Origin of the sequence: Synechococcus sp. JA-2-3B'a(2-13) (assembly GCF_000013225.1) — a bacterium.
GTDB lineage: Bacteria > Cyanobacteriota > Cyanobacteriia > Thermostichales > Thermostichaceae > Thermostichus.
In genome coordinates, this window is the sequence record NC_007776.1 from 1,080,543 (window position 1) to 1,106,254 (window position 25,712).

At 57.9% G+C, this 25,712-nt stretch carries 27 protein-coding genes and 1 tRNA gene; 17 read left to right on the plus strand and 11 right to left on the minus strand.

Annotated features, from left to right (window positions below):
- The first annotated feature begins 121 nt into the window (after positions 1-121).
- The 5 genes from CYB_RS04955 to CYB_RS04975 all read left to right on the plus strand — a co-directional run bounded on the left by CYB_RS04955 (position 122) and on the right by CYB_RS04975 (position 4,741).
- Complete coding sequence (locus CYB_RS04955; protein WP_011432672.1) at positions 122-916, plus strand: sirohydrochlorin chelatase; 795 nt, start codon at positions 122-124, stop codon at positions 914-916.
- A gap of 64 nt (positions 917-980) precedes the next feature.
- Positions 981-1,763: a uroporphyrinogen-III C-methyltransferase gene (gene cobA / locus CYB_RS04960; protein ID WP_011432673.1), complete on the plus strand. Its 783-nt coding sequence runs from the start codon at positions 981-983 to the stop codon at positions 1,761-1,763.
- Positions 1,760-2,548: an ABC transporter permease gene (locus CYB_RS04965; protein WP_011432674.1), complete on the plus strand. Its 789-nt coding sequence runs from the start codon at positions 1,760-1,762 to the stop codon at positions 2,546-2,548. Before cobA ends, CYB_RS04965 begins: the two co-directional genes overlap by 4 nt.
- 94 nt (positions 2,549-2,642) lie before the next feature.
- Entirely contained in the window at positions 2,643-3,884 is a 1,242-nt protein-coding gene (locus tag CYB_RS04970) for an RNA-guided endonuclease InsQ/TnpB family protein (RefSeq protein WP_011432675.1), read from the plus strand.
- Between the two features lie 167 nt (positions 3,885-4,051).
- Positions 4,052-4,741 carry a response regulator transcription factor gene (locus CYB_RS04975; RefSeq protein WP_011432676.1) on the plus strand — a complete coding sequence of 230 codons (690 nt, stop codon included), beginning with the start codon at positions 4,052-4,054 and terminating at the stop codon, positions 4,739-4,741.
- Here the strand turns inward: CYB_RS04975 and CYB_RS04980 are convergent.
- On the minus strand, positions 4,727-4,990 hold the full coding sequence (locus CYB_RS04980) for a sulfiredoxin (protein ID WP_011432677.1): 264 nt from the start codon (positions 4,988-4,990) through the stop codon (positions 4,727-4,729). The two genes, CYB_RS04975 and CYB_RS04980, sit on opposite strands and share 15 nt — an antisense overlap.
- 148 nt (positions 4,991-5,138) lie before the next feature.
- Between CYB_RS04980 and CYB_RS14740 the strand changes: the two genes are divergently transcribed.
- From CYB_RS14740 to CYB_RS04995, 3 genes are all read left to right on the plus strand, one after another.
- On the plus strand, positions 5,139-5,585 hold the full coding sequence (locus CYB_RS14740; RefSeq protein ID WP_011432678.1) for a hypothetical protein: 447 nt from the start codon (positions 5,139-5,141) through the stop codon (positions 5,583-5,585).
- Between the two features lie 138 nt (positions 5,586-5,723).
- Positions 5,724-6,206 (plus strand): ABA4-like family protein, encoded by a 483-nt coding sequence (locus CYB_RS04990; protein ID WP_011432680.1) that lies wholly within the window; start codon positions 5,724-5,726, stop codon positions 6,204-6,206.
- A gap of 464 nt (positions 6,207-6,670) precedes the next feature.
- Positions 6,671-7,291 carry a biotin transporter BioY gene (locus tag CYB_RS04995; RefSeq protein ID WP_011432681.1) on the plus strand — a complete coding sequence of 207 codons (621 nt, stop codon included), beginning with the start codon at positions 6,671-6,673 and terminating at the stop codon, positions 7,289-7,291.
- Positions 7,292-7,689: 398 nt separating this feature from the next.
- Here CYB_RS04995 and gshB read toward each other — a convergent pair whose 3' ends face one another.
- Positions 7,690-8,637: a glutathione synthase gene (gshB, locus tag CYB_RS05000; RefSeq protein WP_011432682.1), complete on the minus strand. Its 948-nt coding sequence runs from the start codon at positions 8,635-8,637 to the stop codon at positions 7,690-7,692.
- 252 nt (positions 8,638-8,889) lie between these two features.
- Here gshB and CYB_RS05010 point away from each other — a divergent pair, with 252 nt between their 5' ends.
- On the plus strand, positions 8,890-9,618 hold the full coding sequence (locus tag CYB_RS05010; RefSeq protein WP_238376916.1) for a pentapeptide repeat-containing protein: 729 nt from the start codon (positions 8,890-8,892) through the stop codon (positions 9,616-9,618).
- Between the two features lie 39 nt (positions 9,619-9,657).
- Here CYB_RS05010 and rpmB read toward each other — a convergent pair whose 3' ends face one another.
- Both rpmB and CYB_RS05020 read right to left on the minus strand, forming a co-directional pair.
- Complete coding sequence (rpmB, locus tag CYB_RS05015; RefSeq protein ID WP_011431026.1) at positions 9,658-9,894, minus strand: 50S ribosomal protein L28; 237 nt, start codon at positions 9,892-9,894, stop codon at positions 9,658-9,660.
- A gap of 24 nt (positions 9,895-9,918) precedes the next feature.
- Positions 9,919-10,281, minus strand: a complete 363-nt coding sequence (locus CYB_RS05020) for a hypothetical protein (RefSeq protein WP_011432684.1) — start codon at positions 10,279-10,281, stop codon at positions 9,919-9,921.
- 165 nt (positions 10,282-10,446) lie between these two features.
- On the opposite strand from CYB_RS05020, the gene CYB_RS05025 reads away from it, so the two are divergent.
- Positions 10,447-11,556 (plus strand): dockerin type I domain-containing protein, encoded by a 1,110-nt coding sequence (locus tag CYB_RS05025; RefSeq protein ID WP_011432685.1) that lies wholly within the window; start codon positions 10,447-10,449, stop codon positions 11,554-11,556.
- Here CYB_RS05025 and CYB_RS05030 read toward each other — a convergent pair.
- Positions 11,553-12,809 carry an RNA-guided endonuclease InsQ/TnpB family protein gene (locus tag CYB_RS05030; RefSeq protein WP_011432686.1) on the minus strand — a complete coding sequence of 419 codons (1,257 nt, stop codon included), beginning with the start codon at positions 12,807-12,809 and terminating at the stop codon, positions 11,553-11,555. The genes CYB_RS05025 and CYB_RS05030 overlap by 4 nt on opposite strands.
- Positions 12,810-13,238: 429 nt before the next feature.
- Here CYB_RS05030 and CYB_RS14045 point away from each other — a divergent pair, with 429 nt between their 5' ends.
- The 4 genes from CYB_RS14045 to CYB_RS05055 all read left to right on the plus strand — a co-directional run bounded on the left by CYB_RS14045 (position 13,239) and on the right by CYB_RS05055 (position 16,738).
- Entirely contained in the window at positions 13,239-14,381 is a 1,143-nt protein-coding gene (locus tag CYB_RS14045; protein ID WP_187147265.1) for an NYN domain-containing protein, read from the plus strand.
- Between the two features lie 355 nt (positions 14,382-14,736).
- Positions 14,737-15,354: an HD domain-containing protein gene (locus tag CYB_RS05045; protein WP_011432688.1), complete on the plus strand. Its 618-nt coding sequence runs from the start codon at positions 14,737-14,739 to the stop codon at positions 15,352-15,354.
- 70 nt (positions 15,355-15,424) lie between these two features.
- Entirely contained in the window at positions 15,425-15,862 is a 438-nt protein-coding gene (locus tag CYB_RS05050) for a peroxiredoxin (RefSeq protein ID WP_011432689.1), read from the plus strand.
- A gap of 48 nt (positions 15,863-15,910) precedes the next feature.
- Positions 15,911-16,738 carry a M15 family metallopeptidase gene (locus tag CYB_RS05055; RefSeq protein ID WP_011432690.1) on the plus strand — a complete coding sequence of 276 codons (828 nt, stop codon included), beginning with the start codon at positions 15,911-15,913 and terminating at the stop codon, positions 16,736-16,738.
- A gap of 106 nt (positions 16,739-16,844) precedes the next feature.
- Here CYB_RS05055 and CYB_RS05060 read toward each other — a convergent pair.
- Positions 16,845-16,916, minus strand: a tRNA-Gly gene (locus CYB_RS05060).
- 152 nt (positions 16,917-17,068) lie between these two features.
- Here CYB_RS05060 and zds point away from each other — a divergent pair.
- From zds to CYB_RS05075, 3 genes are all read left to right on the plus strand, one after another.
- Complete coding sequence (zds, locus tag CYB_RS05065) at positions 17,069-18,511, plus strand: 9,9'-di-cis-zeta-carotene desaturase (RefSeq protein ID WP_011432691.1); 1,443 nt, start codon at positions 17,069-17,071, stop codon at positions 18,509-18,511.
- Positions 18,512-18,863: 352 nt separating this feature from the next.
- The gene (locus CYB_RS05070; protein WP_011432692.1) at positions 18,864-19,436 is read left to right on the plus strand and encodes a Uma2 family endonuclease; all 573 of its coding nucleotides are present in this window, start codon (positions 18,864-18,866) and stop codon (positions 19,434-19,436) included.
- Positions 19,437-19,475: 39 nt separating this feature from the next.
- Complete coding sequence (locus CYB_RS05075) at positions 19,476-20,048, plus strand: Uma2 family endonuclease (RefSeq protein ID WP_011432693.1); 573 nt, start codon at positions 19,476-19,478, stop codon at positions 20,046-20,048.
- Between the two features lie 97 nt (positions 20,049-20,145).
- Here CYB_RS05075 and CYB_RS05080 read toward each other — a convergent pair whose 3' ends face one another.
- From CYB_RS05080 to CYB_RS05100, 5 genes are all read right to left on the minus strand, one after another.
- Positions 20,146-21,516, minus strand: coding sequence for a cytosine deaminase (locus CYB_RS05080; protein WP_011432694.1), 1,371 nt, complete (start codon positions 21,514-21,516; stop codon positions 20,146-20,148).
- Positions 21,517-21,590: 74 nt separating this feature from the next.
- Positions 21,591-21,920, minus strand: coding sequence for a YggT family protein (locus CYB_RS05085; protein ID WP_011432695.1), 330 nt, complete (start codon positions 21,918-21,920; stop codon positions 21,591-21,593).
- A 170-nt stretch (positions 21,921-22,090) separates the two neighbouring features.
- A complete protein-coding gene (locus CYB_RS05090) occupies positions 22,091-22,459 on the minus strand; it encodes a hypothetical protein (protein WP_011432696.1) in 369 nt (122 codons plus the stop codon).
- A gap of 48 nt (positions 22,460-22,507) precedes the next feature.
- The gene (locus tag CYB_RS05095; protein ID WP_011432697.1) at positions 22,508-24,280 is read right to left on the minus strand and encodes an ABC1 kinase family protein; all 1,773 of its coding nucleotides are present in this window, start codon (positions 24,278-24,280) and stop codon (positions 22,508-22,510) included.
- A gap of 135 nt (positions 24,281-24,415) precedes the next feature.
- A complete protein-coding gene (locus tag CYB_RS05100; RefSeq protein WP_011432698.1) occupies positions 24,416-25,702 on the minus strand; it encodes a glucose-1-phosphate adenylyltransferase in 1,287 nt (428 codons plus the stop codon).
- Between the last annotated feature and the right edge of the window lie 10 nt (positions 25,703-25,712).

The following is a 25,712-nucleotide window of genomic DNA, read 5'->3' on the forward strand; positions in this document are numbered from 1 at the left end:
CGAAGCTGGGAAAGAGGATGTGTACTCTTCAAATCATACGCGCAGATCCTACGCGAGAAGTTGGCGGGATCCCCTAAAGTAGCAAAATGGAACCCTTCCGCTCGGATCCCTGACCTCTGCCATGTCCTCCAATCCCCTGGTGTTTTTGGTCTGTCACGGCAGCCGGGATCCCGATTATCAGCAGGCTTTGGCAGATTTGTTGGCCCGGGTGCAGCAGCAGCTGGCTCCCCAGCCGGTGGAGCTGGCCCAGTTGGAAGGTCAGCCTCTCACCCTGGCCGAACAGATTCAAGGACGGCTGGCAGCTTGGCTGGGCGCAGGCCGATCTCCCGATCAAGTGGTGCTGCTGTCGCTGTTTATGGGCGAGGGATCCCATGTGGAAGAGGATTTACCGGCTGCGGTGAAGCAGGTTCAAGCTCGCTGGCCGCGCCTGCCCATCCGGTTAACACCCCCCATTGGCCAGCACCCGGCCCTCCTGGATCTGTTGGTGGCTCGCATTCTGGCTCCACAGCCCTCTTGCTCTGCAACGCTCAGGCAATCCGGCGAACGGGCAGATGCCTGGATTGTGCTTGGCCATGGCAGCCGTCTGCCGGGGTTTGCCGCCCAGCTCCAAGCCGGGATCCAAACTGTGCAACGGCGCTTGCCCGAGATCCCCTTGCATGTGGCTTTTGCTGCCCAGTCCCCCACCTTAGAAGCGGTCGTGATCCATTGCTTGCGCCTTAGCCAGTGCCGTCTACGGGTGCTGCCGTTTTTTCTCTTTCCAGGCGGTCTGCTGCGCGCCCTACAAGAACAGGCTCAGCGATTACAGCGGGAATGGCCTCTGCTCCAAATCCAGGTGGAGCCGCCCCTCTGGCGGGATCCTCAACTGATGCAGGCCATTGTGGAGACACTCCAGGCTTTTAGCCCGGCGCTGGAATAGCCGAATCTTTCCCGTTCCCTCAAAATGGATATTTCCAACAGCAATGACGCGACCAGGACTTGAGATGGGCAAAGTGTATTTGGTGGGGGCAGGGCCTGGGGATCCAGGGCTGCTGACGGTGAAGGGAAAGGCGCTACTCGCCCACGCGGATGTGGTCATCTACGATGCTCTGGTGGGATCCTCCATCCTGGAGCTGATCCCGCCGACGGCAGAACGGATCTATGCTGGCAAACACTGCGGCGCTCACACCTTGCCCCAGGAGCAGATCACAGCCTTGCTGATGGAGAAAGCTCGGACGGCAGCCGTGGTGGTGCGGCTCAAAGGGGGGGATCCCTTCATCTTTGGGCGAGGCGGCGAGGAGATGTTGGCTCTGGTGCAGGCCGGGATCCCAGTGGAGGTGGTGCCGGGAATTACGGCGGGCATTGCCGCCAGCGCCTATGCCGGGATCCCTCTCACCCATCGCGACCTCAGCTCCTCAGTTGCTTTTGTTACCGGACATGAGGCGGCAGGGAAATACCGCCCTCAGGTCAATTGGCGGGCTTTGGCCGGGGCGGTGGAAACCCTGGTGATCTACATGGGCATGCACAACCTCAGCCACATTGCCGCTGAATTGTTGGCCGGAGGGAAAGCTCCCGACACCCCGGTTGCCCTGATCCGCTGGGGCACCACCCCTGAGCAAGAGATTCATCTGCTCCGCCTGCAGACTCTGGCTGGGCAGCCCTCGCCCGTAGCACCGCCTTCAATTGTTGTGGTGGGAGCGGTGGTCAGCCTGGCCAGCTTGTTGCCCACTTTGCGTCCGCCAGTCTCGTATTGCTCCGCAGCGCTTGCGCAACCGGAATCTCCATGAACGCCTTCTTTCGCAAGTTGGGTGCCCTCTTCTCCGCCTACTACGCCTACATGCTGGAGTACCGGGCCGAGCTGATCCTGTGGGTGTTGGCCGGATCCCTGCCCCTGATCATGATGGGGGTGTGGAGCGAGGCAGCCCGCTCAGGAGACTTCTCGCTGTCTGCTCTGGAGTTCATCCGCTACTTTCTGGCGGTGTTCCTGGTGCGCCAGTTCACCATCGTCTGGGTCATCTGGGACTTTGAGCGAGAGGTGGTCGAAGGCAAATTATCTCCTCGCCTGTTGCAGCCTCTGGATCCCGCTTGGCACCATGTGGCCAGCCACCTGATGGAGCGCTTGGCCCGTCTCCCCTTTACCCTGGTTTTAATCGCCCTTTTCTTCGTCCTCTACCCCCGTGCCTTTTGGATCCCCTCTTGGGCCCAGGCGGGGCTGGGATCCCTGGCCATTCTCCTGGCTTTTGCCCTGCGCTTTCTCATGCAGTACACCCTGGCGCTGCTGGCCTTTTGGGTGGAACGGGTGACGGCCTTGGAGCAGTTCCATTTTTTGGTGTACTTGTTTTTCTCGGGGGTGATCGCTCCTCTGGAGGTGTTCCCACCACCCGTGCGCCAGGTCTTGGCCTGGACACCCTTCCCCTACCTGGTGCATTTTCCCGCCAGCCTCTGGGCAGGGATCCCGGTGGACATTCTGCGCGGTTTTGGCCTGGGCCTGGCCTGGACGGGCCTGCTCTGGCTGGCTAACCGCTGGTTGTGGCGCAAAGGCTTGCAACAGTACTCGGGAATGGGAGCTTAGAGGGCCAGGTTCAGCTAGAAATCGCAGGAGCCCCGCACTGTACCCGTAGGGTCAGTGCCGGGAGGAATGCGCTTTAATGAAGTACAATGAACTTATGAGCCAAGTCCTGACCGTCTCCTGTAAGCTCAAGGCGTCCCAGTCGCAAGCCGCCAAATTGGACGCGACGATGGAGGCTTTTGGCCAAGCCTTGAACTGGGTCAACCAGAACACGCCGGAGAAGATCGTCAACGCGGTCAAACTGCAATCCCTTTGCTACTACGAGATTCGAGCCCGGTTCGGCTTGTCCAGTAACTTGGCAAGGACTACGTCCCGCTTACGCGACCAACAGGTGTGCAGACGGGTAGCGGGTTCCCGCAAAGTGGCGAGACAGCGCAACCGTCCGGTTAAAGAGTTCAAGCGTAGGTTCGTTACCTACGACGCACGTATCTTTTCATTCCGCGAGAAAGACTGGACGGTGTCGCTGACCACGGTTGAAGGGAGAGAACGCTTTGAGCTAGCCATTGGTAACTACCAGAGGGGAATGCTGGCTGGCTCTAACCCCAAATCGGCCACCCTAGTCCAGCAGAAGGATGGCTCCTACTACATCCAGATTTGCGTAGAGAAAAAACCACCCAAGCAACAAGATACCGACAAGGTGATCGGGGTGGACTTGGGAAGGACAGATATTGCCCATACGTCAGACGGGGACAACTGGAATGGACAGCAGTTGAACAGAGTCCGCGACCACTACTCCCGGTTGAGGGCGGCACTCCAACGCAAAGCCAGTAAGGGCACACGCAGTTCGCGGCGCAGATGCAGAGAACTGTTGCAACGGCTGTCTGGCAAGGAGAGACGCTTTCAGTCGCGTCAGCGTTGCGTAGCAAAAACGTGGGTCAATCATCGCATCTCCAAAGCTATTGTCTCTAGGGCAAAAGCTACCAACAGCGCTATTGCTCTGGAAGACCTGACAGGGATCCGGGAAAGGGTCAATCAACAGCCACGCAGCAAAGCCGAGCGGCGTAGGACCAACAGTTGGGCGTTCTACCAACTACGTCAATTTCTGGAATACAAGGCGAGGGTTGCAGGGGTTTCTCTGATTCTTGTGCCGCCCGCCTACACGTCGCAGACCTGCCACAAGTGTTTGCACATCCATCCCGACCCTGCGCAATCCTACCGCAGTGGCAAGTCGTTCAAGTGTGGGCACTGTGGATGGGAAGGGGATGCGGATTTGAATGGTGCGAATGTGATTGCGCTCTTGGGGGCTGCCGTAAACCAGCCTAGAGGTCCGGGCTTGTTTTGTTCTCTGGTAGAGCAGAACAGGCTCAGGGCTACTGAAAGCCCGCTCCGTACCGCTTAGCGGTCGGAGCCGGGTAGTTTACCTTTCAACCAGGCCACCCTTGAAACCACTATTATGGGTCAAGGCACCCCAGCCAAATGACGAATCCTGTCCGTCTCCCTAAAATAGCGACAGATAACAGGTGAATAGCGCTTTACCCTTTTCCCTAACAGCCTCCTCGAGTCCTCATGAAGCGTGTACTGGTCGTAGATGACGATCCCCTCTCCCTGAAGGTGCTGAGCCGCCACCTGACTCAGCATGGCTATCGGGTTTGTACAGGCGCTTCGGGTGTGGAAGGATTGCGTCTGTTTGCCCAAGAGCAGCCGGATGTGGTGGTTTCAGATGTGGTGATGCCGGAAATGGACGGCTTTGAGTTTTGCCGACAACTGCGCCAACAGCGCGGCGGCGAGCTCGTCCCCTTCATTTTTCTCTCTTCGCGGGGAGAGATCGATGACCGAGTTCAGGGCTATGAGCGGGGGGCGGATGACTACATCATCAAGCCCTTTGAACCCCTGGAACTGGTGGCCAAAATCGAGGCCCAGATTGAACGCTCCCGCCGCACCCAATCGGAAATTTTGCGGCTAATCCAACAGCAGTCCCAGCCAAAACCCGAAGCGGACCCCCGCCCCACCCCACCCGAATTGCCCCTGACCCCTGCCGAAGAGCGGGTCTTTCGGGAAGTCATTCGCGGCTTCACCAACAAGCAAATCGGCGAGAAGCTGTTCATCAGCCCGCGCACCGTGCAAACTCACCTGACCAACATCCTCAGCAAGCTTTCTTTGGAAAATCGCTCGCAACTGGTGCGTTTTGCCTACGAACGGGGCTACACCGCCGAAGAGGAGCCGGGCCAGAAGGGATCCCTTTCAGGCCAGGTGTAGCCTCAAAACAGCACGTGGCGCTTTTCGCACCCGGCAGGGGATCCGCTCCTTGCCCAAGCGGACAAATGCCTCGTAGCGATGGCAGCCGGAGAACCCATAATACTCCCCTTCCACTTCCAAAACCTCAATGGGCTCCTGTAGGCCGACTGCTTCAATGGAAGCCATCAGCGCCTGCACCTTATCCGGATCCGTTTGCCGCGGCAAAGGGCGGCGAATTTGGGCAAGGGGAATCTCGCGAATCTGCGCCATGTTGAACTTTCTCCCTAAGCAAGCTACTTAATCATACTCGTTATGACTTTGCTCTATCAAGACTGGCAGAGGGTATGGATTCTCAGGCCAGAGCATGGCAGGATAACACCATTCCTCACTGCTCTCTCCCTCAGTAGCCAACCCAGCCATGTGGCAACTCCTCAAAGCCTTATGGGGAAAGATCGCCGGCCAAGCCCCCCCTGCACCCCCCGCTGCCGCGCCACGCAAGGCCCCACGACCGCCCCTTGGCAAGAGGCCGGTTCAGCAGCCCTCTCTTCAGAAGGCCGCTGCTGCGAAGGCTACCCGCAGAGAAGAAGCCCCTGAGCCCACCCCAGAACATCCCGCCCCAAAAGTTGCAGTAGCCCAACGGGGTGAGGAACCTGTGGTGTGGATCCCTGCTCAGGAAAAATCCCCAGACTCCCAGGCAGTAGAATCCCCCATCGGCCCAGCTCAACCCACCTCTACGGCCAAAAGCATCAGCAGCTTCTGGGCCATGACCGACACTGGATCCCGGATTTCCTGCATTGCTGCCACCACCGACAGTGGCCGTGCGGTCAGCTCCATTGCGACTGCTAGGCTCCGCCAACCGGAATAGCGACCGGGATCCCTCTGGCTCCAGAAAAAACTTCAGGGCAAGTCAGGAATAGCTCCTATCCATTCCTACCCACCACTGCAGGGATCCCCAGGGGGCATTGGGCCGATAATAGACAGGTAGCGTTGGGGGCTGCCAAGCATGCTGGAGATGATCTTTAACGGGGCTAACTGGTTTGCTCTGCCCTTTTGGGCCTTGATGATTCTGCTGCCGGGTTGGAAGGTAACCCGCAAAGTGATGGAATCGCTTTTGCCCATCGCTCTTTTGGCGGCGGTTTATTTGTATCTTTTGGTCACCGGGTTTAATGCCGATGTTCTCAAGGAATTTTCCAACCCTCAACTGTCTCTGACCAGCTTAACTGGCCTATTCAGTCAACCCTCTGTTATGGCGACGGGATGGGTCCACTACATCGTCATGGATTTGTTTGTGGGCCGCTGGATCTTCTTGGAAGGGTGGGATAAGCGAGTATGGACAACCCATTCCCTGATTTTGTGCTTGTTTGCTGGGCCTGTGGGTCTGCTCTCCCATTTGCTTACGGTGGCGATTGTACAAGCAACTCGCCAGAACCGGCCCAGTGTTGCTCAACCTGAAAAAGGCTCAGAAGTGCCGCAAGAATCCATCTAGCCCCTGCTTGGCTTTATAGCTCTTTCCGATGCACAGGGTGCAAAATGAGCAGCGTGGGATCATCCTCGACCTCAACGTTGCTGCCACGCAGCTCCCCAGCGCTACGTACTCGCCAGCACACAGGGTGGTTCCCGAGTGCCTTTAGGTGCCGTTGTAAACAACAACCACAAAACCCACTGAGGTCGGATCCAACCGTCAGGCTGTCGGGTTTAGGGCCTACAGCCCGTTTACGCGAACAATGCGCCCTGTGCTGCTGTGGGCGAGAGCGGCTGACTACCCTGGCACTGCAGGCAGCGTAGCACAAAGCCGCTTTAAAGGGCGGGGCTTCAAACCCAGTTTTTCGGTAACCGAATTCTTGTATTCTGAAACCCTGACATACTCCCCGCCCTACTGGCTTGCTTCCGCGCAGCGATGGGACGGGGCCTTAAGCTCAGTCTTCGGGTAAACAGGAGTGCAAACCTCTCATGACTGCTACCTTTGTTCACACACCCTTGGCGCAAACTGTTCTGCCTCGCCCTTCCCGAACTCGGGATCTCCTGCTGGTTCTGGGGGGAAGTTTGTTCGTAGCTGCCCTGGCTCAGGTGCGGATCCCTCTGCCCTTCACGCCGGTACCGATTACCGGGCAAACCTTTGGGGTGATGCTGGTGGGGGCAGGCTTTGGGGCACGGCTGGGCTTTCTCACGTTGCTGGTGTACCTGCTGGAAGGGATCCTGGGATTGCCCTTCTTCAGCGGTGGCGGATCCGGGCTTGGCCACTTGGCGGGGGCGACGGGGGGCTACCTATTGGCTTTTCCCCTAGCTGCGGGGCTGATGGGCTGGTTGGTGGAGCGCTGGGGCGTGGATCGCAACCCCTGGAAGATGGCGCTGGCGATGTTATCCTGCTCAGCTCTGATTTTTTTGCTGGGAGCCACTTGGCTGGGGGTGTGGCTGAACCAGAATGTTGAGCCCACCTCGATCTTGGCCGTCCTCAACAAAGGGGTCTTCCCTTTTATCCCAGGAGACTTGGTGAAGTGCGGACTGGCGGCAGTGCTGCTGCCCACCATCTGGCGCTGGGTGGGACGGGAAAGGCCACCGGCTGACTCGTAACCCACTGGGCAAGAGCAGCAACTCTAAAGACCGCTCCGGCAAAGCAGAAGGGGCCTGGGATTAGCCTCGGGTCGGAAAATCTAAAAAAAAGATAACAGCTCCGAGGATTTGGCCTTTTTTCTGAGATTCTAAAAACTGTGCTCAATGCGATGTTCAATACGGCCTATTCATGGAGCTTTTCTTTACATTGCTCTAGAGTTTTATAAGTCGCTGACTGGTCGCGGCAGAGCCCCCTTGTGGGGCTTTTTATTTTCTATCTGCCGACCGGAAAAAGTTGAACTCAACCTACTATGGTCATTCCAAGCTATAATTTGATCTCTATAGACTCCCTAAATAGACGGGAACCCCGTCAGGCAACAGACGCGCCGGATCCCAGAAACATCCTGGTGGGTAGTCATTCAGCCCTTGACGGGCACCTTCTTTTCCAGCCACTGAGCCACTTGATCTGCCAGGTCAACTCCTTCCAACTGACAGAGTTCTCGCAGCATTGTTGGGCTGGTCACGTTCACTTCGGTTAGTCGTTCCCCGATAACATCAATCCCGACAAAATACAGCTTCTCCTGCCTGAGCACCGGTGCCAAAGCCCCGCAGAGAGCCCGTTCTTTTTCGGTAATCTTGGTTTTTTCCACTCGACCGCCGGCAGCAACATTGCCCCGAAAATCGCCCTCTCCAGGGATCCGATTGACGGCGCCCAAAGGTTCTCCTTCCAGCAACAAAATGCGTTTATCTCCTGCGGCCGCCTGTGGCAAATACTCCTGCACCATCACAGGCAGCCGACCAAATTGGGTGCTCATTTCAATCAACGAGTTGAGGTTTGGATCCCCGGCATTGACCCTCAGGATCCCTTCCCCACCTTTGCCACCCAAGGGCTTGAGCACCGCCTGTCCTTCCTGTTCGACGAACTGACGCAGCAGACGCTTGTTGCTGCTGACGCGGGTGCGCGGGATCCACTCTTGAAATTGCAGGGCATAGAGCTTTTCGTTGGCCGAGCGGATCCCGGCAGGATGATTGAGCACCAGTGTGCGGCTGGGAGAGAGACGATCCAAAAGGTAAGTGGCATAGAGATAGGCCGCATCTACCGGCGGATCCTTGCGCATCCACACCGCCTGCATTTGGCTCAGGGGCAGCAGTTGCCGGTCTTTGACCTCATACCAGGGATCCGCTTGCAGATCCAACCGGATTTCCTCAAGGGATCCCCAAGTTTCCCCTTGATCCCAGTAGAGATCCGCCAGGCCCAGGCAGAAAATGCGGTGTCCCCGTTTCTGCAGAGCTTCCATCAGGGCAATGCTGGTGTCATGGCCCACCTGCAACTGAGGCAATGGATCGACAATAAAAGCTACCTGCATGGGAGGTGTGGTTCACTGACGAAAGGCTGCCCCGAGTATGCAACAAATCGGAGCCGATGGCTCTCCCCCGGTAGGCTGTTTCCACAAGAGAAGGCCCCCTCTGGAAAGCTCGATGCAGGGTTGTCTTTTTAACATCCTCTTAACCTCGGCAGGCGGCGCAAACGTTAGCTTGATAGGTGGGATCCCTGTTGGCCCCCAGTTTACGGCTGGGTTGGCCGGGTTTCTGGCCTAACTGTGAGGAATGCTCCATCCGTGAGTGCTCCCCCTTCTCAACCCTCAGAGCCGGTTCGCATTGAAACCACGCGGGACTTGCTGGAAGCCTTGCGTGAGGGGCGCTCCCTGGTGGGTGCCAACCTGGAGAATGCCTACCTCTCGCGGGGCTTGTTCGACCGCATTCAGATGCCCAAATCCAATTTGACGCGGGCTAACCTGCGCTCGATCAGCCTGCAGCAAGCCGACCTACGTCTGTGCAACTTTCGCCGCGCTGAGCTAGAGCGGGCCAATTTTACCGCCTCAGATCTACGGGGATCCAGCTTTAGCCAGGCTCTGGGGGACTACAGCAACTTTACCGCCGCCAAACTGGACAAAAGCAGCTTTCAGGGGGGCCGTTTCAGCCATTCCATCTTTCGCGAAGCCAGCTTGGTGGCTGCTAATCTGGCGGAGGGGAACTTTTTTGCCGCCGACTTCCGCCAGGCCAACCTATCTCGCTGCAACCTCTCCCAGGCTGCCTTGGTGAGTTGCCAGCTTCAGTTTGCCAACCTAGAACAAGCCATTTTGGTGGGGGCCAACCTACGGGACGCTCAGATTGAAGATACGCTCTTCAGTGGAGCCGATTTTACCGATGCCAAGCTCTCCGATGAGACGCGCAAGCTCTTAATCGAGCGGGCCAGCGGCACCAACGAGCTTACCCAACGGGATACCCTCAACACCTTGCTGGCGGGATTGCAACCCAAGTCGCGTAAGCTTTTTGGCTTGCTGTGAGGTTGGAGCCGTCAAGGACAACCGGGCTAAAGAGAAAACTCAAAACTGGTTGAGGTCGATCCCGGCTTCCCGGGCCATGGCTCCTATACCCTTGGCCTTGAGAGTCTTCAAGGCTTTGGTGGAAAGGCGCAGACGAACAAACCGCTTACCCTCTTCCCACCAGATGCGCTTCCACTGCAAATTGACTTCCTGCAGGCGCTTGGTGCGCCGGTGGGAGTGGGAGATGGCAAAAGCGTTGTTGCGTTTCTTGTTGGTTAGTTGGCAGCGACGCGCCATGGGATCAAAGCAAACTCAGCCTAGCTATCGTAAGGCATCTTTTTGTTGGGCAGCAAGCTGAAGTTGACTTTGCAACTGGGCTAGCTCTGCCTTCAGTCGGTCAAAGGTTTGTTGGCAGTGGTTAACGCTTCTGAGGGGCAGCTCTTCGTTTTTGGCAATGCAGGTCACCTGTACAGAGCCGTCGGCAGCCTGACGGGTGCGATCCACAAACACTTCCACCGTCACCAGTTTGGTGTGGGGATTTTTTCCGGGAGGCTCGCCGGCCACCCAATAATCAAGGCTGTTGTGGAGGATATTGAGTTGGCAGCGCTCCAAAACAGCGCGGATCGACTCGCTGAGCTGCTCGGCTGAGCCCACAAGCTGGGTAACGCAAGAGTATCGAGCCATAGAACAGGCAAGCCACCACGGTTATCCTACCATTAAGTTTTCGGCTCCTGCAGCCAAAGGCGAACCGGCAAAATTGCGCTCAAGAGTACTCTACACCGGCTCGGTCAACCCTGCTGCGAGGAGGTGAATTACGTTAGAACATGAACAACTCCCAGGAGAGTTGCCATGTTTAGGGTCTCCTGTTTGGCTCATTCTCTTTTGCTACTGGGATCCCTTGGCCTGGGTTGGATAGGCGTGTCTTTTGCCCAAGCGCAGCCCTTTCAAGCGGGCGATTTGGACGGGGATGGCCGTTTGACGGTGCAGGATCTCAACCTGTTGGGGGCCTACTTGCGGGGAGAACGGGGATTGACCGACGACCAGATCCGAGCTGCCGATGTCGACCAGGATGGACGGATCACAGAAGCCGACTGGCAAGTGTTGCAGCAGCGCATTCAGGCAGCAACGGATGTGCCCACAGGACAGGTGCAGTTGGATTCCGCCTATTCGGGACAGGTGGTGGATCGGCTGACAGGGCAGCCTTTGGCCGGGGCGGAGGTGGCCATTCCAGGGGCGGGTATTTCGGTGCGCACCGATGCCCAGGGTCGGTTTCGCCTGCCAGGGCCACTGCCGGCAGAGGAAATTTTGGTGGCGCGGCTGGAGAATTATTTGCCCTATTCCCAAAGTACAGGCAGCGGTCAAGCCAGCGGGGATCGGCCTTGGCAACTGCAGTTGGAGCGCTGGGATCCCAACACGACTTTGGTACTGGAGGCGAATGTCATCCGCCTGGGGGATAACCAGTACTCACCGGAATCGGCTGCCGCCGGGCAATTTTTGGGCCCTGCCCAAGGGGTGGAGATGACCCGCTCTTTCACTTTGCAACGCCTGCCTTCGCGCCCACCGGTTTTGCGGATTGGATCCCTGATTGGGTTGGATACTGCCGCCGCCTATCGGGCCGGCCAATCCCGGATCCCCAGCGCCAACATGTCTCCCATGCAAGTCATCTTGAACGGGGTGGAAATCGAACAGATTCACCTGGGGGGAGATAACCTACAGATTCCCCTGCCTCTGCAACCTCTGCGCCTGGGCCTGAACACTGTTACCTTGCGCACCGGTAAAACCCTGATTGAGCCCAGCATGGTCACCCGCGGCCCCCAAGTGCTTGTTGGTATTCCCCTCTTTGGCGGATCCCTGCACATCTCGGTGCCGGTGGGAGGTGATACGGTCGTCCGGCACGGCGGAGCCTGGGTGGATCATGACGATGTGCAGTTGGCCAATTTGACATACTCCCCACCCTAAAGAGCGAGGATTCTGGTTCCTGGTTCCACGACAGCACTTACCATGTTAGGCTGCCCCTCCATGGCAGAGGTGCTTGTCTCCCCAGGCGTTCCCTCTTTCGAGGCGGTTCCCCAATGCCCTTGGGTACCGTTCCATTCCATGCCCAACATCTTCAATGCCCGCCGCAGGATGTTGAGTGCCGCATTCTGGTCTCGACACAGCACCAACCCACACTTAGGGCACTGATGGGTACGAGTAGAGAGCGTCTTCTTCACCAGGTGACCACACCCCGAACACTCCTGGGTGGTGTACTCCGGCGGCACAGCAATCACTACCTTGCCGTACACCTTCCCGTAGTAGTCCAGCCACCGGGTGAACAAAGACCAGGCCGCATCCTGAATCGACTTGGCCAGGTGGTGGTTCCTCATCAGGTTCTTCACCGACAAGTCCTCGTACGCCACGACGTCGTGAGACGCCACCACGCACCGGGCCAACTTCATAGCCCAGTCTCTACGCTGGCGTTGAACTTTGAGGTGTACCTTGCCAAGTCTCTGTTTCTGTTTAAGGTAGTTCCTCGACTGTTCCTTGGATCCCCTCCTCAACTTACGACTCAGTCTTCTTTGGTGCAGCCTCAACCGCCTCTCTGCTTTGCGCAGATACTTGGGGCAGTCCACCGTGTTGCCGTCCTGGTCGGTGTAGAAGTGCTGCAGCCCCAGGTCAATACCAATCATCTTCCCCGCATACTCGCCCTGCTCCTGGCGCTCCATGTCCAGGCAGAACTGGGCGTAGTACCCATCCGCTCTGCGGACTACTCGCACCCGGTTGATTTTGGAGTGGAGAATGAGCTGTCTGGCCTCGCTGTTGCAGTACAGGGCAAAAGTGCCGGCTTGGTTGCCGTCGGTGAAAGTGATGGCCATGCCATCTGCCGACAGCTTCCAGCCGGATTGCTTGTACTCCACAGAGCGGCAGTTCTTCTTAAACTGCGGGTAGCTCTTCTTCTCACCGGCACGGCACCGACGGTAGAAGGTGGAGATGGCTGCCCAGGCTCGTTCTGCACTGGCTTGCCTGGCTTGGGAGTTGAGCTTTTGGGCAAACTCGAACTCCTGGGCCAGATGCTTGCAGAGGGTGTACAGCTCCTTTTTGCCTATGCCCCGGTTATCCATCCAGTGGCGCAGGCACTTGTTGCGCACAAACTGGGCAGTACGAATGGCTTCATCCAAAGCTCGGTACTGCTCAGGTGTGCCGTATAGGAGCTTGGCTTCCAGGACACGCATAGCTCTAGTTTATCACGGAAGCCTTTGGATAAGAAGATAGCGCCTTACATCCCTGCCTTGAAAGGCAGGGCTTTACGGCGCTTTTTGGTAACCCTCGAGATCCCCAACTGACCTTCCCCCGTCCAAGGTTCGCGCCCTCTGTAGCCCATGCTGGGACGGGGCCTGTCGGTTGAGAGGAACCAGTTTGGGCCCGCTTTCGATAACCGAGCCATCTGATCAACAAGGGGAATGGGTTTGTCCAACAATTGGAAGATCCTCCTTCCAATAGAAGGCATACTGCAGTTGCTGAATGGCTCCTCTTCGATGCCTCTGGGAGTTCTGGGCATCTCGATCTTCGAGAGGGATCCCTGAGGTGGCCCATGTGAGTGAGGTGAAATCCTGGCAACCGAGCAGATCGATAACCCAAACTGAGGAGAGCTGACTATGAGTATGAGTATGAATAGGGCTTCTGCCTTCCCCTTAACCTGGCTGTGGACGGGATCCCTGGCCCTGGGGGTGACGGCCCTGGTGACCCGCCAAGTGATCTGGGGGCTCTTACCTTTGGCAGCAGCCTACCCTGCCATCCGCCGCCGCGAAGAACAGCTTGGCCAAGTTCTGGAACAGACCTGGACACAGCAGCAACAGACAGCAACCCAACTGGAGACCCTGCAAGCGCGTTTCGAGGTGCTGGACGCTCGGCTCACTGCTGAACCGTCCCTTCTGCAGCAGACCTTGGCTTCCCCGGCTGAAGCCATTCAAGAGCTCGAGCAGAAAGTAAAGGTTTTGGAGCCCATCTGGGTACAGCAGCAGCAGACGGCGGCCCAACTGGAAACATTACAAGGGCGGATCGACGCCCTCGAAGCTCGGCCCACGTCTCATCTGTCCGTGCGGCAACAGCTGGCCCCCATCACCCAGGCCATCCAGCAAATCCAGCAGCGGTTAAAAGCCGTGGAGCTGCGGTTGAATGCTCTGCCGGTATCCCAGCCCCAAGTGACTTTGGAGCAACTGGAGTTGGTGCAGGCGCAACTCCAACACCTGCAGCAGCTGGTGGCATCCCAGCCGAACCCTGCTTTTCCCCGCAAAGCCCTGGGGGTGTTCATCGACGCGGCCAATCTCCACGCCAGCGCCCAGCAGTGGGGATCCCATCTCGACTATCCCAGTCTGCTCAGCTGGCTGGCCCAGGGCAGATCCGAGATGGAAGTGCATGTCTACAGCGGGGTAGATCGCCACAACCTAGCTCAGCGTCGTTTCCTGCGGGAGTTGAGAAAACAGGGCTATCGGGTGGTCACCAAGCCGGTGGTGATCCACGCCGACGGCAGCCGCAAAGCCAATCTGGATGGGGAGCTGATCGTGGACTTGATGGCGCTGCACTCCCACTACGAGACGGTGCTGCTGCTGAGTGGGGATGGAGATTTTGTGCCGGCCCTCAAGCATATCCGCCGCCAAGGCTGCCGGCTGGAGGTAGCCGCCTACAGGCCGAACACGAACCCGGCGTTAATTCGGATAGCCGACCAGTTCGTGGATTTGTGCGCTTGGCAGGGAACAGGAACGCTGGTGCCGCTGCCTGCAAAACAGACTCCGGCCACCGGCTGAACCTTGCCATCTCAGCGCCTGAACCTCGCTTGGATCAACCTTGTCCAAAAATTGGCATTCTCCCTGCCCTAAAAGGCAAGGATTCTTTCCCAGGCCACAGGATAATTCCTACTTCTTGGGCTACACCACCCTTGCGAGTGGTGGGGGATGCCATAACCCCGACTACTGGGATGAACTCCCAGATACTTTTCCTGCTGACATTGCTCTTGCTAACACTGCGCCATACTCAAGTTGGCGGAGTTCAACCAACAGCGTAGCACGAAGCCGCCCTTGCCGCGTCAGCGGGCTGTAGGCCTTAGGGCAGGGCTTGCAACCCAGTTTTCTTGGTCAACTTAACCCCAATTGGAGAGTCCAGATGTCAACGCAACTCACACAGCGGTTTGTGCAGGCAATGCACTATGCCCATCGCTGGCATGCTTCTCAGACCCGCAAGGGAACCGGGATCCCTTACCTCAGCCATCTGTTGGCCGTAGCAGCCATCGCCCTGGAGCATGGGGCGGATGAAGATGAAGCGATTGCCGCTCTGCTCCACGACAGCCTAGAGGACGGCCCCCACAACACAGGCGAGCCCCGGGCCCAGATTGAGCAACAGATCCGGGAGCACTTTGGAGAACGGGTGCTGCAGATCATCCTGGGATGTACGGATACCGAAAGCGATGGCTCCCGAGGCGAGCCCAAAGAAAACTGGAAAGAGCGCAAAACCGCCTACCTGAAGCACCTGGAAACGGCAAATGCCTCGGTTTTGTTGGTGGCCGCCTCTGACAAGCTGCACAACGCCCGCTGCATCTTGCGGGATTTTCGCCAACTGGGGGATGAACTCTGGCAGCGGTTTTCCGCCGGAAAAGAGGGATCCCTGTGGTATTATCGATCGTTGGCAGAGATTCTGAGGCGACGGCTGCCCGGCAATCTATCGGCGGAGCTTCAAGAGCTGGTGGCTGAGTTGCAATGCCAAGCTGGAGCGGTAATGCCTTGACAGAGACAAGCAGGGCTGAAGAAAATGCTGAGGGCAGCCCTATTCATCACACTTTTTGGGTCACGCACCTATGGTTCTCGCTGTTGGCACCCCTGCTCCTGGGTTCAACACCACTGACACCCAAGGCAACCAGGTTTCGCTGGCTGATTTTGCCGGCAAAACCGTTGTCCTCTATTTTTACCCCAAAGACGACACCCCCGGCTGTACCAAAGAAGCCTGTGGATTCCGCGACGCCTACGCCGACTACCAAAGCAAGGACGTGGTGGTGCTGGGGGTGAGCATGGACGACCAAGCTTCTCACCAAAAGTTCACCGAAAAGTACAACTTGCCTTTCCCCCTACTGGTGGATAGCAGTGGGGTGATTACCCGCGCCTACGATGTGGATGGGGGCGGCTATGCCAAGCGGGTGACCTACGTCATTGATGGCGAGGGCAAAATTGCCAAAGTCTACCAGAACATCAATACCGAAACCCATGCCCGCGATATTTTGGCGGATTTGGGTTTGTAGAAACGCTGCCTCTTTTCAGTACTCCTCGCTAGATCCCGGCCTTTGCGCATGAACGACGACATTCCGGTCGCCCGTCGCCAGTCCACTCCGGCGAAAAAAGCGCAAAGTTCGGTGCCTGCCCTGAGGTCCCGTCTAGTCTTGGGCCTGGTGCTGGTTGGGCTAGTGCTCCTGGCGGGTTGGGGGATAGAGAAGTTACCGGGATCCCAGCAGGCGGCGGATCCCCAAGTTCTGGAAGAAACCGGTCAGCCCTCTCTGCCGCAGCCAACTGTGCAGAATGGGCGACCTTCTCTGTTGGGGCACTATGCCTATTCCGAAGCCCCTGCAGACAGCTTGCGGGTGGTGGGCCACTACCGCGGTCGCGAGGTGCGCCTACGCCAGGGGGCTGCTGAAAGTTACCTACGCATGAGCGAAGCAGCTCGAGCTGCCGGGATCCGCCTTGTCCCCATTTCCGGGTTTCGCTCCATGGCGGAGCAGGAATTCTTGTTTTTTCAATTGGCTCAATCCCGAGCCTTGCGACCCGAGGAACGAGCTGCTGTCAGTGCTCCCCCTGGCTACAGCGAGCACCACACTGGCTATGCCATCGACCTTGGGGATGCCGGGTTTCCGCAGTGGGATACTCAAGAAGCCTTTGAGACCACCCCGGCCTTCCAGTGGCTGCAGAGCAACGCGGCCCGCTTTGGCTTTGAGCTGTCTTTCCCCAGAAACAACCCTCAGGGGGTGAATTACGAACCCTGGCACTGGCGCTTTGTGGGCGACCGTGACAGCCTGGAGACCTTCTACGCTCCCCAAATCAAACCATTCCCAAATCAGCCCAATCAAACCGAGACCCCTACTCTCCCGTCTTCCAGAGGGAGAAGAGCTGGGAGTGAGGGCTGACTCCTTTGGGGAGAGAGGAAAGGGGGAGCTCCTTGGGACTACCGTCACGGCCCTCTCCCTTGCAGGGATCTCATTCCCCTCTTGAATGGGTTCACAAGCCTAAGCAAGCGGATGACGCGATTCGAACGCGCGACCGTCTCGTTGGCAACGAGAAGCTCTACCACTGAGCTACATCCGCGTCGGGAAATTTATGATGGCAAGTTTTGCGGTGGTTTGTCAAGTCAGGGATCCCTGGCGCATTTTGTTCCAGAATGAGAGAAGTTCATCTTTCTTTGCAGTTGCGCAAAGTCTGGGCGGGATCCCGGGCAGCGCCTGTTTGAGGGTATTGCTATGCGGGTAGCCATTATTGGGGCCGGATTGGCCGGGTTGGTGACGGCAGTCGATTTGGTTGAAGCAGGACACGAGGTGCAGCTCTACGAGGCGCGGCCTTTTGTCGGCGGCAAGGTGGGATCCTGGCAGGATGCCGATGGCAACCACATCGAGATGGGGCTGCACGTTTTTTTCTGCAACTACAGCAATTTGTTTGCCCTGATGAAAAAGGTGGGGGCCTACGAGAACCTGCTGCCCAAGCAACACACCCACACCTTTGTCAACCGAGGTGGGCAAACGGCCAGTCTGGATTTTCGCTTTCCCCTGGGGGCGCCTTTCAACGGCCTCAAAGCTTTTTTCACCACCGAGCAGCTCTCTTGGGCGGACAAGCTGCGCAACGCCTTAGCGCTGGGCACCAGCCCTTTGATTCGCGGCTTGCTGGACTATGAAGGGGCAATGCGGCAAATTCGCGCCTTGGATCGGATGAGCTTTGCCGATTGGTTTCGGCGGCATGGGGGATCCGAAGGTAGCCTGAAGCGGATGTGGAACCCGATTGCCTATGCCTTGGGCTTTATTGACACGGAGCAGATTTCTGCCCGCTGCATGCTGACGATCTTTCAGATGTTTGCCAGCAAAACAGAGGCCTCCAAGCTCAATTTCCTCAAGGGATCCCCGGACACCTATCTCACTCAGCCTATCGTCCGCTACATCCAAGCCCGTGGGGGCCAGATCCACACCCGCAGAGGGGTCAGCCGCATTGAAGTGAACGACTCTCCTCCCTACGCGGTGACCGGCTTGCTCTTGGCCAATGGAGAGCGGGTGGAGGCAGATGTGTATGTGTGTGCAACGGCAGTGGAAGGGGCCAAACGGCTGATCCCGGAAGTATGGCGGCAGTGGCCTCAGTTCGACAACCTCTACAAGCTGGAATCCGTACCTGTGGCCACGGTGCAGTTGCGCTTCGATGGCTGGGTGACGGAGCTGAACCCCCAAGGCCAGGCCAAACGAGCCAGCCAACACCCAGAGGCTCTGGGTATCGACAATCTCCTCTACACCGCCGATGCCGATTTTTCCTGCTTTGCCGATCTGGCCCTCACCAGCCCCGCCGACTACTACAAGCCGGGCCAGGGATCCCTGCTACAATGCGTGCTCACGCCGGGGGATCCCTTCATTTCCATGCCCAACGAGCAAATTGCCCAGCACGTGTTGCACCAAGTCCACGAGCTGTTTCCCTCATCCCGGCAGCTGAACATGACCTGGTACAGCGTGGTGAAACTGGCCCACTCCCTCTATCGAGAAGCGCCGGGCATGGATCCCTATCGCCCGCAGCAAAAGACTCCCGTGCCCAACTTCTTTTTTGCCGGCAGCTACACCGCCCAAGACTACATCGACAGCATGGAAGGGGCCACTCTCTCCGGCCACCTGGCTGCTCAGGCCATTCTGGCTGCCCACAGGGATCCCCAATAGGAGGACTTTCACCTGATGGCACTTGACCCCTTTGACATACTCCCCGTCATAAAGGGCGAGGATTCCGGTTCCTGGTTCTGCTACGGCACTTCCTCTGTCGGGTTGCCCTCCCATTCGCGCCAGCGGGACGGAGCCCTTGAAGCCTGCACTCTCTCGCTTTAGCGGCGCGGAGCGCTTTGCGTCAGCATGAGTGCGGGAGTATGTCACAGTGGGTACCAGAAGTCTTGGCCCAAAGCCGAGAGTTGGGTAGAAGTCCAGCCCTTCGCGCCCCTCGCCAAAAAATACGCTCCATCCTAGGGGATCAATACGAGCCACAGGCCCCATACCCTGAGAGTTTTGCACAGGAAGGATGATGATCGCCCTCAACCTGCAGCCGGCTGTGAATTTAACCGATGAAGTTTTCGAGCAGCTCTGCCGGCGGAATCCTGAGCTGCGCCTGGAACGCACCGCCCAAGGAGAACTGATCGCCATGGCTCCTGCAGGCAGCGAAAGCAGTCGTCAAAACTTGAGCCTTAGCGCCCAGCTCTGGCAGTGGAACCGGCAAACTCAGCTTGGTGTGGCCTTTGACTCTTCCGCCGGTTTTGCCTTGCCCAATGGGGCCATTCGCTCTCCCGATGCCGCTTGGATGCCCAAAGAGCGCTGGCAGCAGCTCACCCCAGAGCAGCGCCGTCGGTTTGCTCCTCTGTGCCCTGACTTTGTGCTGGAACTGAAGTCTCCTACTGACGAGCTGGCCATCCTTCAGGCCAAGCTGCAGGAGTACCTGGACAACGGATCCCAACTGGGCTGGTTAATCGACCCGGAAAGCGGGAAGGTCTATGTCTATCGCACAGGTCAGCCGGTGCAAGTTTTGGAGCGACCTACCAGCTTGTCTGGGGATCCCGTTCTCCCTGGCTTTGTGGTGGATCTCACCTTAATCTGGGAATAGTGCTCCCCACGCTCTAAAACTGCCCACCAGGATGAGCTCATGATTGCCCTCAACCTGCAGCCGGCTGTGAATTTAACCGATGAAGTTTTCGAGCAGCTTTGTCGGCAGAATCCTGAGCTGCGCCTGGAACGCACCGCCCAAGGAGAACTGATCGCCATGGCCCCTGCAGGCAGCGAAAGTGGATTCCGCAATGCCGACCTACTGGGCCAACTTTGGCAGTGGAATCGACGCAAGAACTTAGGTCTTGTCTTCGACTCTTCTGCAGGTTTTGCCCTGCCCAATGGGGCCATTCGCTCTCCCGATGCCGCCTGGGTTGCCAAAGAGCGCTGGCAGCAGCTCACCCCAGAGCAGCGCCGTCGTTTTGCTCCCCTCTGCCCTGACTTTGTGCTGGAACTGAAGTCCCCTACCGATGAGCTGGCCACCCTTGAGGCCAAGTTGCAGGAGTTCCTAGACAACGGATCCCAACTGGGCTGGTTAATTGACCCGGAAAGTCGCCAAGTCCACGTCTATCGCCCCGGTCAGCCGGTACAAGTTTTGGAGCAGCCTGTGAGTTTGTCTGGGGATCCCGTTCTTCCTGGCTTTGTTATGGATCTCACCCTAATCTGGGGATAACCGACCCACCCCATGACTCCAAATTTCATTTTTCCCACTCTGGGGAGAAACGCCAGGGATCCCCAAGCTGCTTCGCTGCAATTCAAGTAACCCTGCTCTACTGCTTGGAGCCAGAACTAACCGCTGCTCCCACCCTCTCCATTAGGTCGTCCAGCTCGCTGTAGTCCGGCAAAGTGGTGTCGATGGCCTGCCCCTGACGCAACACCACCCGGTCATGTTGGGGTCGCGAGAGCAGCTCGTCAAAGCCACGTCCCTTGAACAGCACCAGATCTGCCGGCAAGCCCACCCCAATTTGCCCTCGCTCGGTCAAGCCCATGATGCGGGCAGGGGTGGTGGTAATCGCCTGGGGCCAATCCCCATAGGGGGTATCCAGGTGCAAAATGCGGGTGGCCTCCCGGAACACCTCCAGGCCGTCGTGATCCCCAAAGCCATAAAAGGGATCCCGACAGTTATCGCTGGCTATCATCACCGGCACGCCCAAGGCTTTCAGCTCGTGGAGCAGGGTCACTCCCCGCCAACGGGGGGTATGGCCGGGGTTACGGGCTTGCAAATAGAGATTACACATGGGCAGGCTGACCACGGCAATTCCCGCCTCTCTGACCAAGGCCATAGTCTTGTGGGCCACCTCCGGCGGTTGCACGGCCAGGCTACAGCAATGGCCACACACCACCTGATGGGGAAAATCGTTGCGCAAGGCCGCCGCTGCCACGTGTCTCAACGTGAGGGATCCCGGATCGTCCGTCTCATCCGTATGAAAGTCCAGAGCCAAGCCCCGCTCCTTGGCCAGGGCAAACACCCGATCCAATTGCCGATCCAGTTCCGGCCCCATCGCCGCCACCCCACCCAGGATCCCGCCCACTTCCGCCACCTTGTCCGCCAGCTTTTCTGCTGCAGGGGTGAGAAAGGCATCCAAGCTCAAAAGCGTGACCGCCTGGAGTTCCAGCTTGCCCGCCCACTCTCGGCGCAACTGGACAAACACCTCCCAGCTGGCCCCCATAACCTGAGGGTTCTCACAGACCAGATGGGTGCGCACCGCCTGGGATCCATGGGCATAGCTGCAGCGCAAACCAAAGCTGAAGCGACGGTAGAGATCCTCCCGAAACTGCTCCGGATCCCCGTCATAGGCTTGCTTCATCTTCACCCAATCTTCCTGGCCGGCCTGCCTCGCCCCGGCAAAGGTACCATCGGGATTGGGGGTGCGCGGCCACACATGCCCCTTGTCCAGGTGGGTATGGATGTCCACAAAACACGGCCACACTTGGCCCCGCCTTAGATCCACGCTGGGGATCCCCTGGGGCGGGATCCCTGTTGCCGCCTGGATTTGGCGGATCTGCCCCCCTTCGATTTCCAGATCCAGCAACACCAGGTTATCGCGGTTGGGGACAGCTCCTGGCACCGCCTCCTTCAGTACCGACAGGGGAACCTGAGCATTCAGCAGCCAGTAGTGGGCAACGCCGGGGATCTGCATGGCGGGCAACGAAAAAGTGACTCCCAATCTTAAGGGGATCCGAGCCCCTCAGGAGGAATCCAGTGCTACAGCAGCTAGGCAAACTGGCCCACCACCTGCATGGCAAAGCTGAGCAAAATGAAGGCCAACCAGGGGGAAAAGTCCAAGCCACCAATGGGGGGAATGATGCCGCGGAACAGGTTGAGATAGGGATCGGTGAGTTGGCTGAGCACCGACAGGATGGGGTTAGACCAGTTCAGTTGCGGGAACCAGCTCAGCAAAATCCGCACGATCAGCAGAGCATTGTAAATGACAATGAACTGGTAAAGGGAGCGGAACAGCAAAGACGCGGCAGTGCCGTAGACCAACCCCAGGGAGAGGCCGTCCACCCAAGCGAGAGGAGACAACAAGTGACTGAGCATCATGGTTGGGAAAAGTAGGGAAACAACTCGATCAACTCAACATCCATTAAGCTGAAGCACCTTCGCCAGAGGCAGACCTGGCCCAGGATCGCAACTCAGCCGAGAGAGGATGGCAGAACCTAGAGAGGAAAGCCGCTGCCGCCTCTAGTTTGGCATGGACAGGGATCCCCTGCTCAAGGCTTTTCCTCAACAGCCCTGGAAGAGGTTTCCTTGACGAGCAATTGCGTGCGCATGGCCTGGATCGCCTCGTTTAACTCGGCAATCTTGGCCTCTAGAGTGCGGCGGGCTTGAGCAATGCGTTCTGCCTCATTTTCCCACTTCCTCCAGTCGCTGGACATGGCCGACTCACCCGAAGCACTGAGGCGCGGTCGTTCAGGGGCTACCGAGGTGCCGTTGAGGCGATCTGGATCCCGGCGTTGGCCTTCGGCGGATCCCTTTCTGAGTCGAGGGGCAAGCACAAACCCAATGACCCCGCCGATGATCCCTCCCAACAGGGCGCCAGTCACTACACCCGCAATGAAGTCACCTTTCTGATCTGCCACGCTTTTGTCCAGCTCAATAACAATAAACTTGAGTCATCTTCTTCCGTTCTACCTTTCCTGTCCCACTCCTGCCAGCAAATCCGACCAAGGTTGAGGTAGCCGCCAGCGGCTGAGATGTTCCAGATGGGCTTGCACCTGCTCCCTCAACTCGACAAGCGTGTGTTGCAGATCGCCGGTCGAGGGTAGGGATCTCAGCGTTGCCTGCCAGAGGTAAGCTGGGGAAAGTTCAGGGCTGAGCAACTGCCACAAACGCTGCAGCTCCTCAAAGTGAAGGCGATCATCTTCTGTGAGGGAAAGCACCAACTGGCGACGCAGATCGCGGGCCTCTTCCGACATCAGGTAGCGCAAACCCGTTTGGGCAGTGGGTAACCAATCCAATCCCCCATCGCTGCGGGCAATTTGAATCAGGTTCTCCAGGCGGTTCCAGCGGAACTTACCATCCTTGATCAACACTTGCAGCAGCCGTTGGCGAATACGCGGCGATTCATCCGTCAGCAGGCGCTTGGCCACATAGGGATAGGCCACACCGACGATGCGGAACTGGGGATAGAGGCTGAGGGCTACTCCCTCTTGGGTCACCAAAGATCGGATCACCAGAGCAAAGTGGGAGGGCACCTGAAAGGGGTAGCGGTACATCAAGTCGGAGAACTGATCTGTGGCCGTTTTGAAGTTAAAGTTGACCACCTCTTGGGTCAGCACGTCTGCCAGCACCTTTTCCAAGGCGGGGATCAGCTCTTGGCGGCCGACATCCGGCTGCAAAAAGCCCAGATGAATAAAGTCATCGATCAGGGCGTTGTAGTCGCGATCCACCAGGTGAACCAGAGCATCCACCAAGTACTCCTTCATTTCCTCGGTAAGCTGATCCATCATGCCGAAATCGATGTAGGCCATACGGCCATCGGTGAGGGCAAACAAGTTACCTGGATGGGGATCCGCGTGGAAAAAGCCGTATTCCAGCAATTGCTTGAGGGCAGCAACCACCCCGATGCGCACCAATTGTTTCACTTCCAGGTTGGCTGCTCGAATGCGCTCCACATCCGTCAGCTTGATGCCGTCGATCCACTCCAGGGTCAGAACCCGGCGGGTGCTGTAAGCCCAAAAGATGCGCGGCACGTACACATCCGGATCGTCGCGGAAGTATTCGGCGAAGCGCTCGCAGTTTCGCCCTTCGTGCAGGTAGTCGATCTCTTCAAAAAGCTTGCGGCCAAACTCATCCACCACCGCCGTCAAAGTACTGCCCAGGTTTAAGGGCAGCCAGGGGCCCAGCCATGTCGAGGCCCAGCGAATCAGGTACAGATCCAGGCTCAACTGCTCTCGCAGATGGGGTCGCTGCACCTTCACCGCCACCCATTCGCCGCTGTGCAACTGCGCTTTGTAGACCTGCCCCAGGCTGGCAGCAGCCACCGGCTCTGGAGAGATCTGGGCAAAGATCTCGGCAATCGGACGGCCCAACTCGGATTCGATGCGGGCAAATGCTTGCTCGGAAGGAAATGGCGGCAGTTGATCTTGCAGTTGGGTGAGTTCTTCTAGGTAGTCTTTGCGCACCAGATCGGGGCGGGTGGAGAGGGCCTGACCCACCTTGATGAACGTTGGCCCCAGGTCGGTGAGCAGCTTTCGCAACTGCACCGAGCGCCGTCCCACATTGCGATCAGTGTGTCCCCACAGTTGATCCCAGCGCAAACAGAGGACAAACCACAAGAAAGGCCAGAGAATGGCCAGCGCCCGACCGATCACTTGGGGCAGGCGCCAGCGGTAATAGCGGCAGATCAATTGCGGATCGTAAACTTCCAAAGCGGCAATGGGCGAAGTTCTACTAAACACACTCCAGCGATCTCACAGTTTTTTGTTTTGAAGCTCTTGGTATCCATCTTAACAGAAAAAGCCTCGCCGTTTCTGCGCAAGGGCCTGTCAGCCCCATCCTGCCCCCTTCTCGGCCAGGGCCGGCCTGTTTCCCCCTCAAATGATGGTGTTGTCCGGGATCACCGAGTCTTTGATGATGGTGACGATGCCGTTGCTGATCCAGATCCCTTCCTCTTCCCGCTGCGCTTCGGTGACGTGATCCTTGTTGAGGATGCGGACATTGCGCCCAATGCGGGCATTCTTATCCACGATGGCGTTGACAATGTGAGAGTTGGCCCCGATGCCCACCGGTGGGATCCCTTCCTCCAGCCTGGCCTGTCGCTCTTCTGCCGACTCGTAGTAATCGGCTCCCATTACCAGGGTGTTTTCGATGATGGTGTTGGCCTCCAAGCGGCTGCGAATGCCGATGATGGAGTTGCGAATTTGGGCGTTTTTGATGATGCAACCATCGGCGATCATGGAGTTGACAATCTGGGAGTCGAGGATTTTGTTGGGGGGCAAAAAGCGCGGGCGGGTGTAGATGGGCATTTCGCTGTCGAAGAAGCTGAAGGGCGGGTTGGGCTGCTGCACCAGTGCCAGGTTGGCCCGGTAAAAAGCCTCGATGGTGCCGATGTCTTCCCAGTAACCCTTGAAGAGGTAGGCTTGCAGATGGTACTTGCCGATGGCTGCCGGCAGCACCTCTTTGCCAAAGTCGGTGTGCTCCTTGACTTTGAGCATCTCGATCAGAGCTTCTCGCTTGAATACATAGATGCCCATGGAGGCGATGTAGGGCTTGGCTTTGGCTTCTTCCGGGCTGAGGCCGAGGGCTTGGGTGTCCACCTGGCAGGCTTTCAGCAGATCTCCTGTTGGCTTTTCCTTGAAATCCACAATGCGACCGTTCTCGCCAAGCTTGAGCAAGCCAAAACCCGAGGCCACTTTTTCTTCACAGGGGAGCACCGCCAGCGTCACATCGGCTCCCACCTGCCGGTGATGGTGGATGAAGGGGCGGTAGTCCATGCGGTAGAGGTGATCCCCAGATAGGATGAGGAAGTCCCGCGGCTTCCAGGAGTCCATCAGCCAGAGGTATTGGCGGACAGCATCGGCGGTGCCTTGGAACCAATCGGGATTGTCAGGGGTTTGTTGGGCCGCCAAAACGTCCACAAAGCCGCCTGTGAAGGGGGACAAGCGGTAGGTGTTGACGATGTGGCGGTTCAGAGAGGCAGAGTTGAACTGGGTGAGGACGTAGATTTTTTCGATGTCGGAGTTGATGCAGTTGCTGACCGGGATGTCGATGAGGCGGTATTTGCCGGCCAGGGGCACAGCGGGTTTGGCGCGGCGCTTGGTCAGGGGATAAAGTCGGGTGCCACGCCCACCTCCCAAGATGATCGCCAGTACATCGCGCATGGTTGTCCTC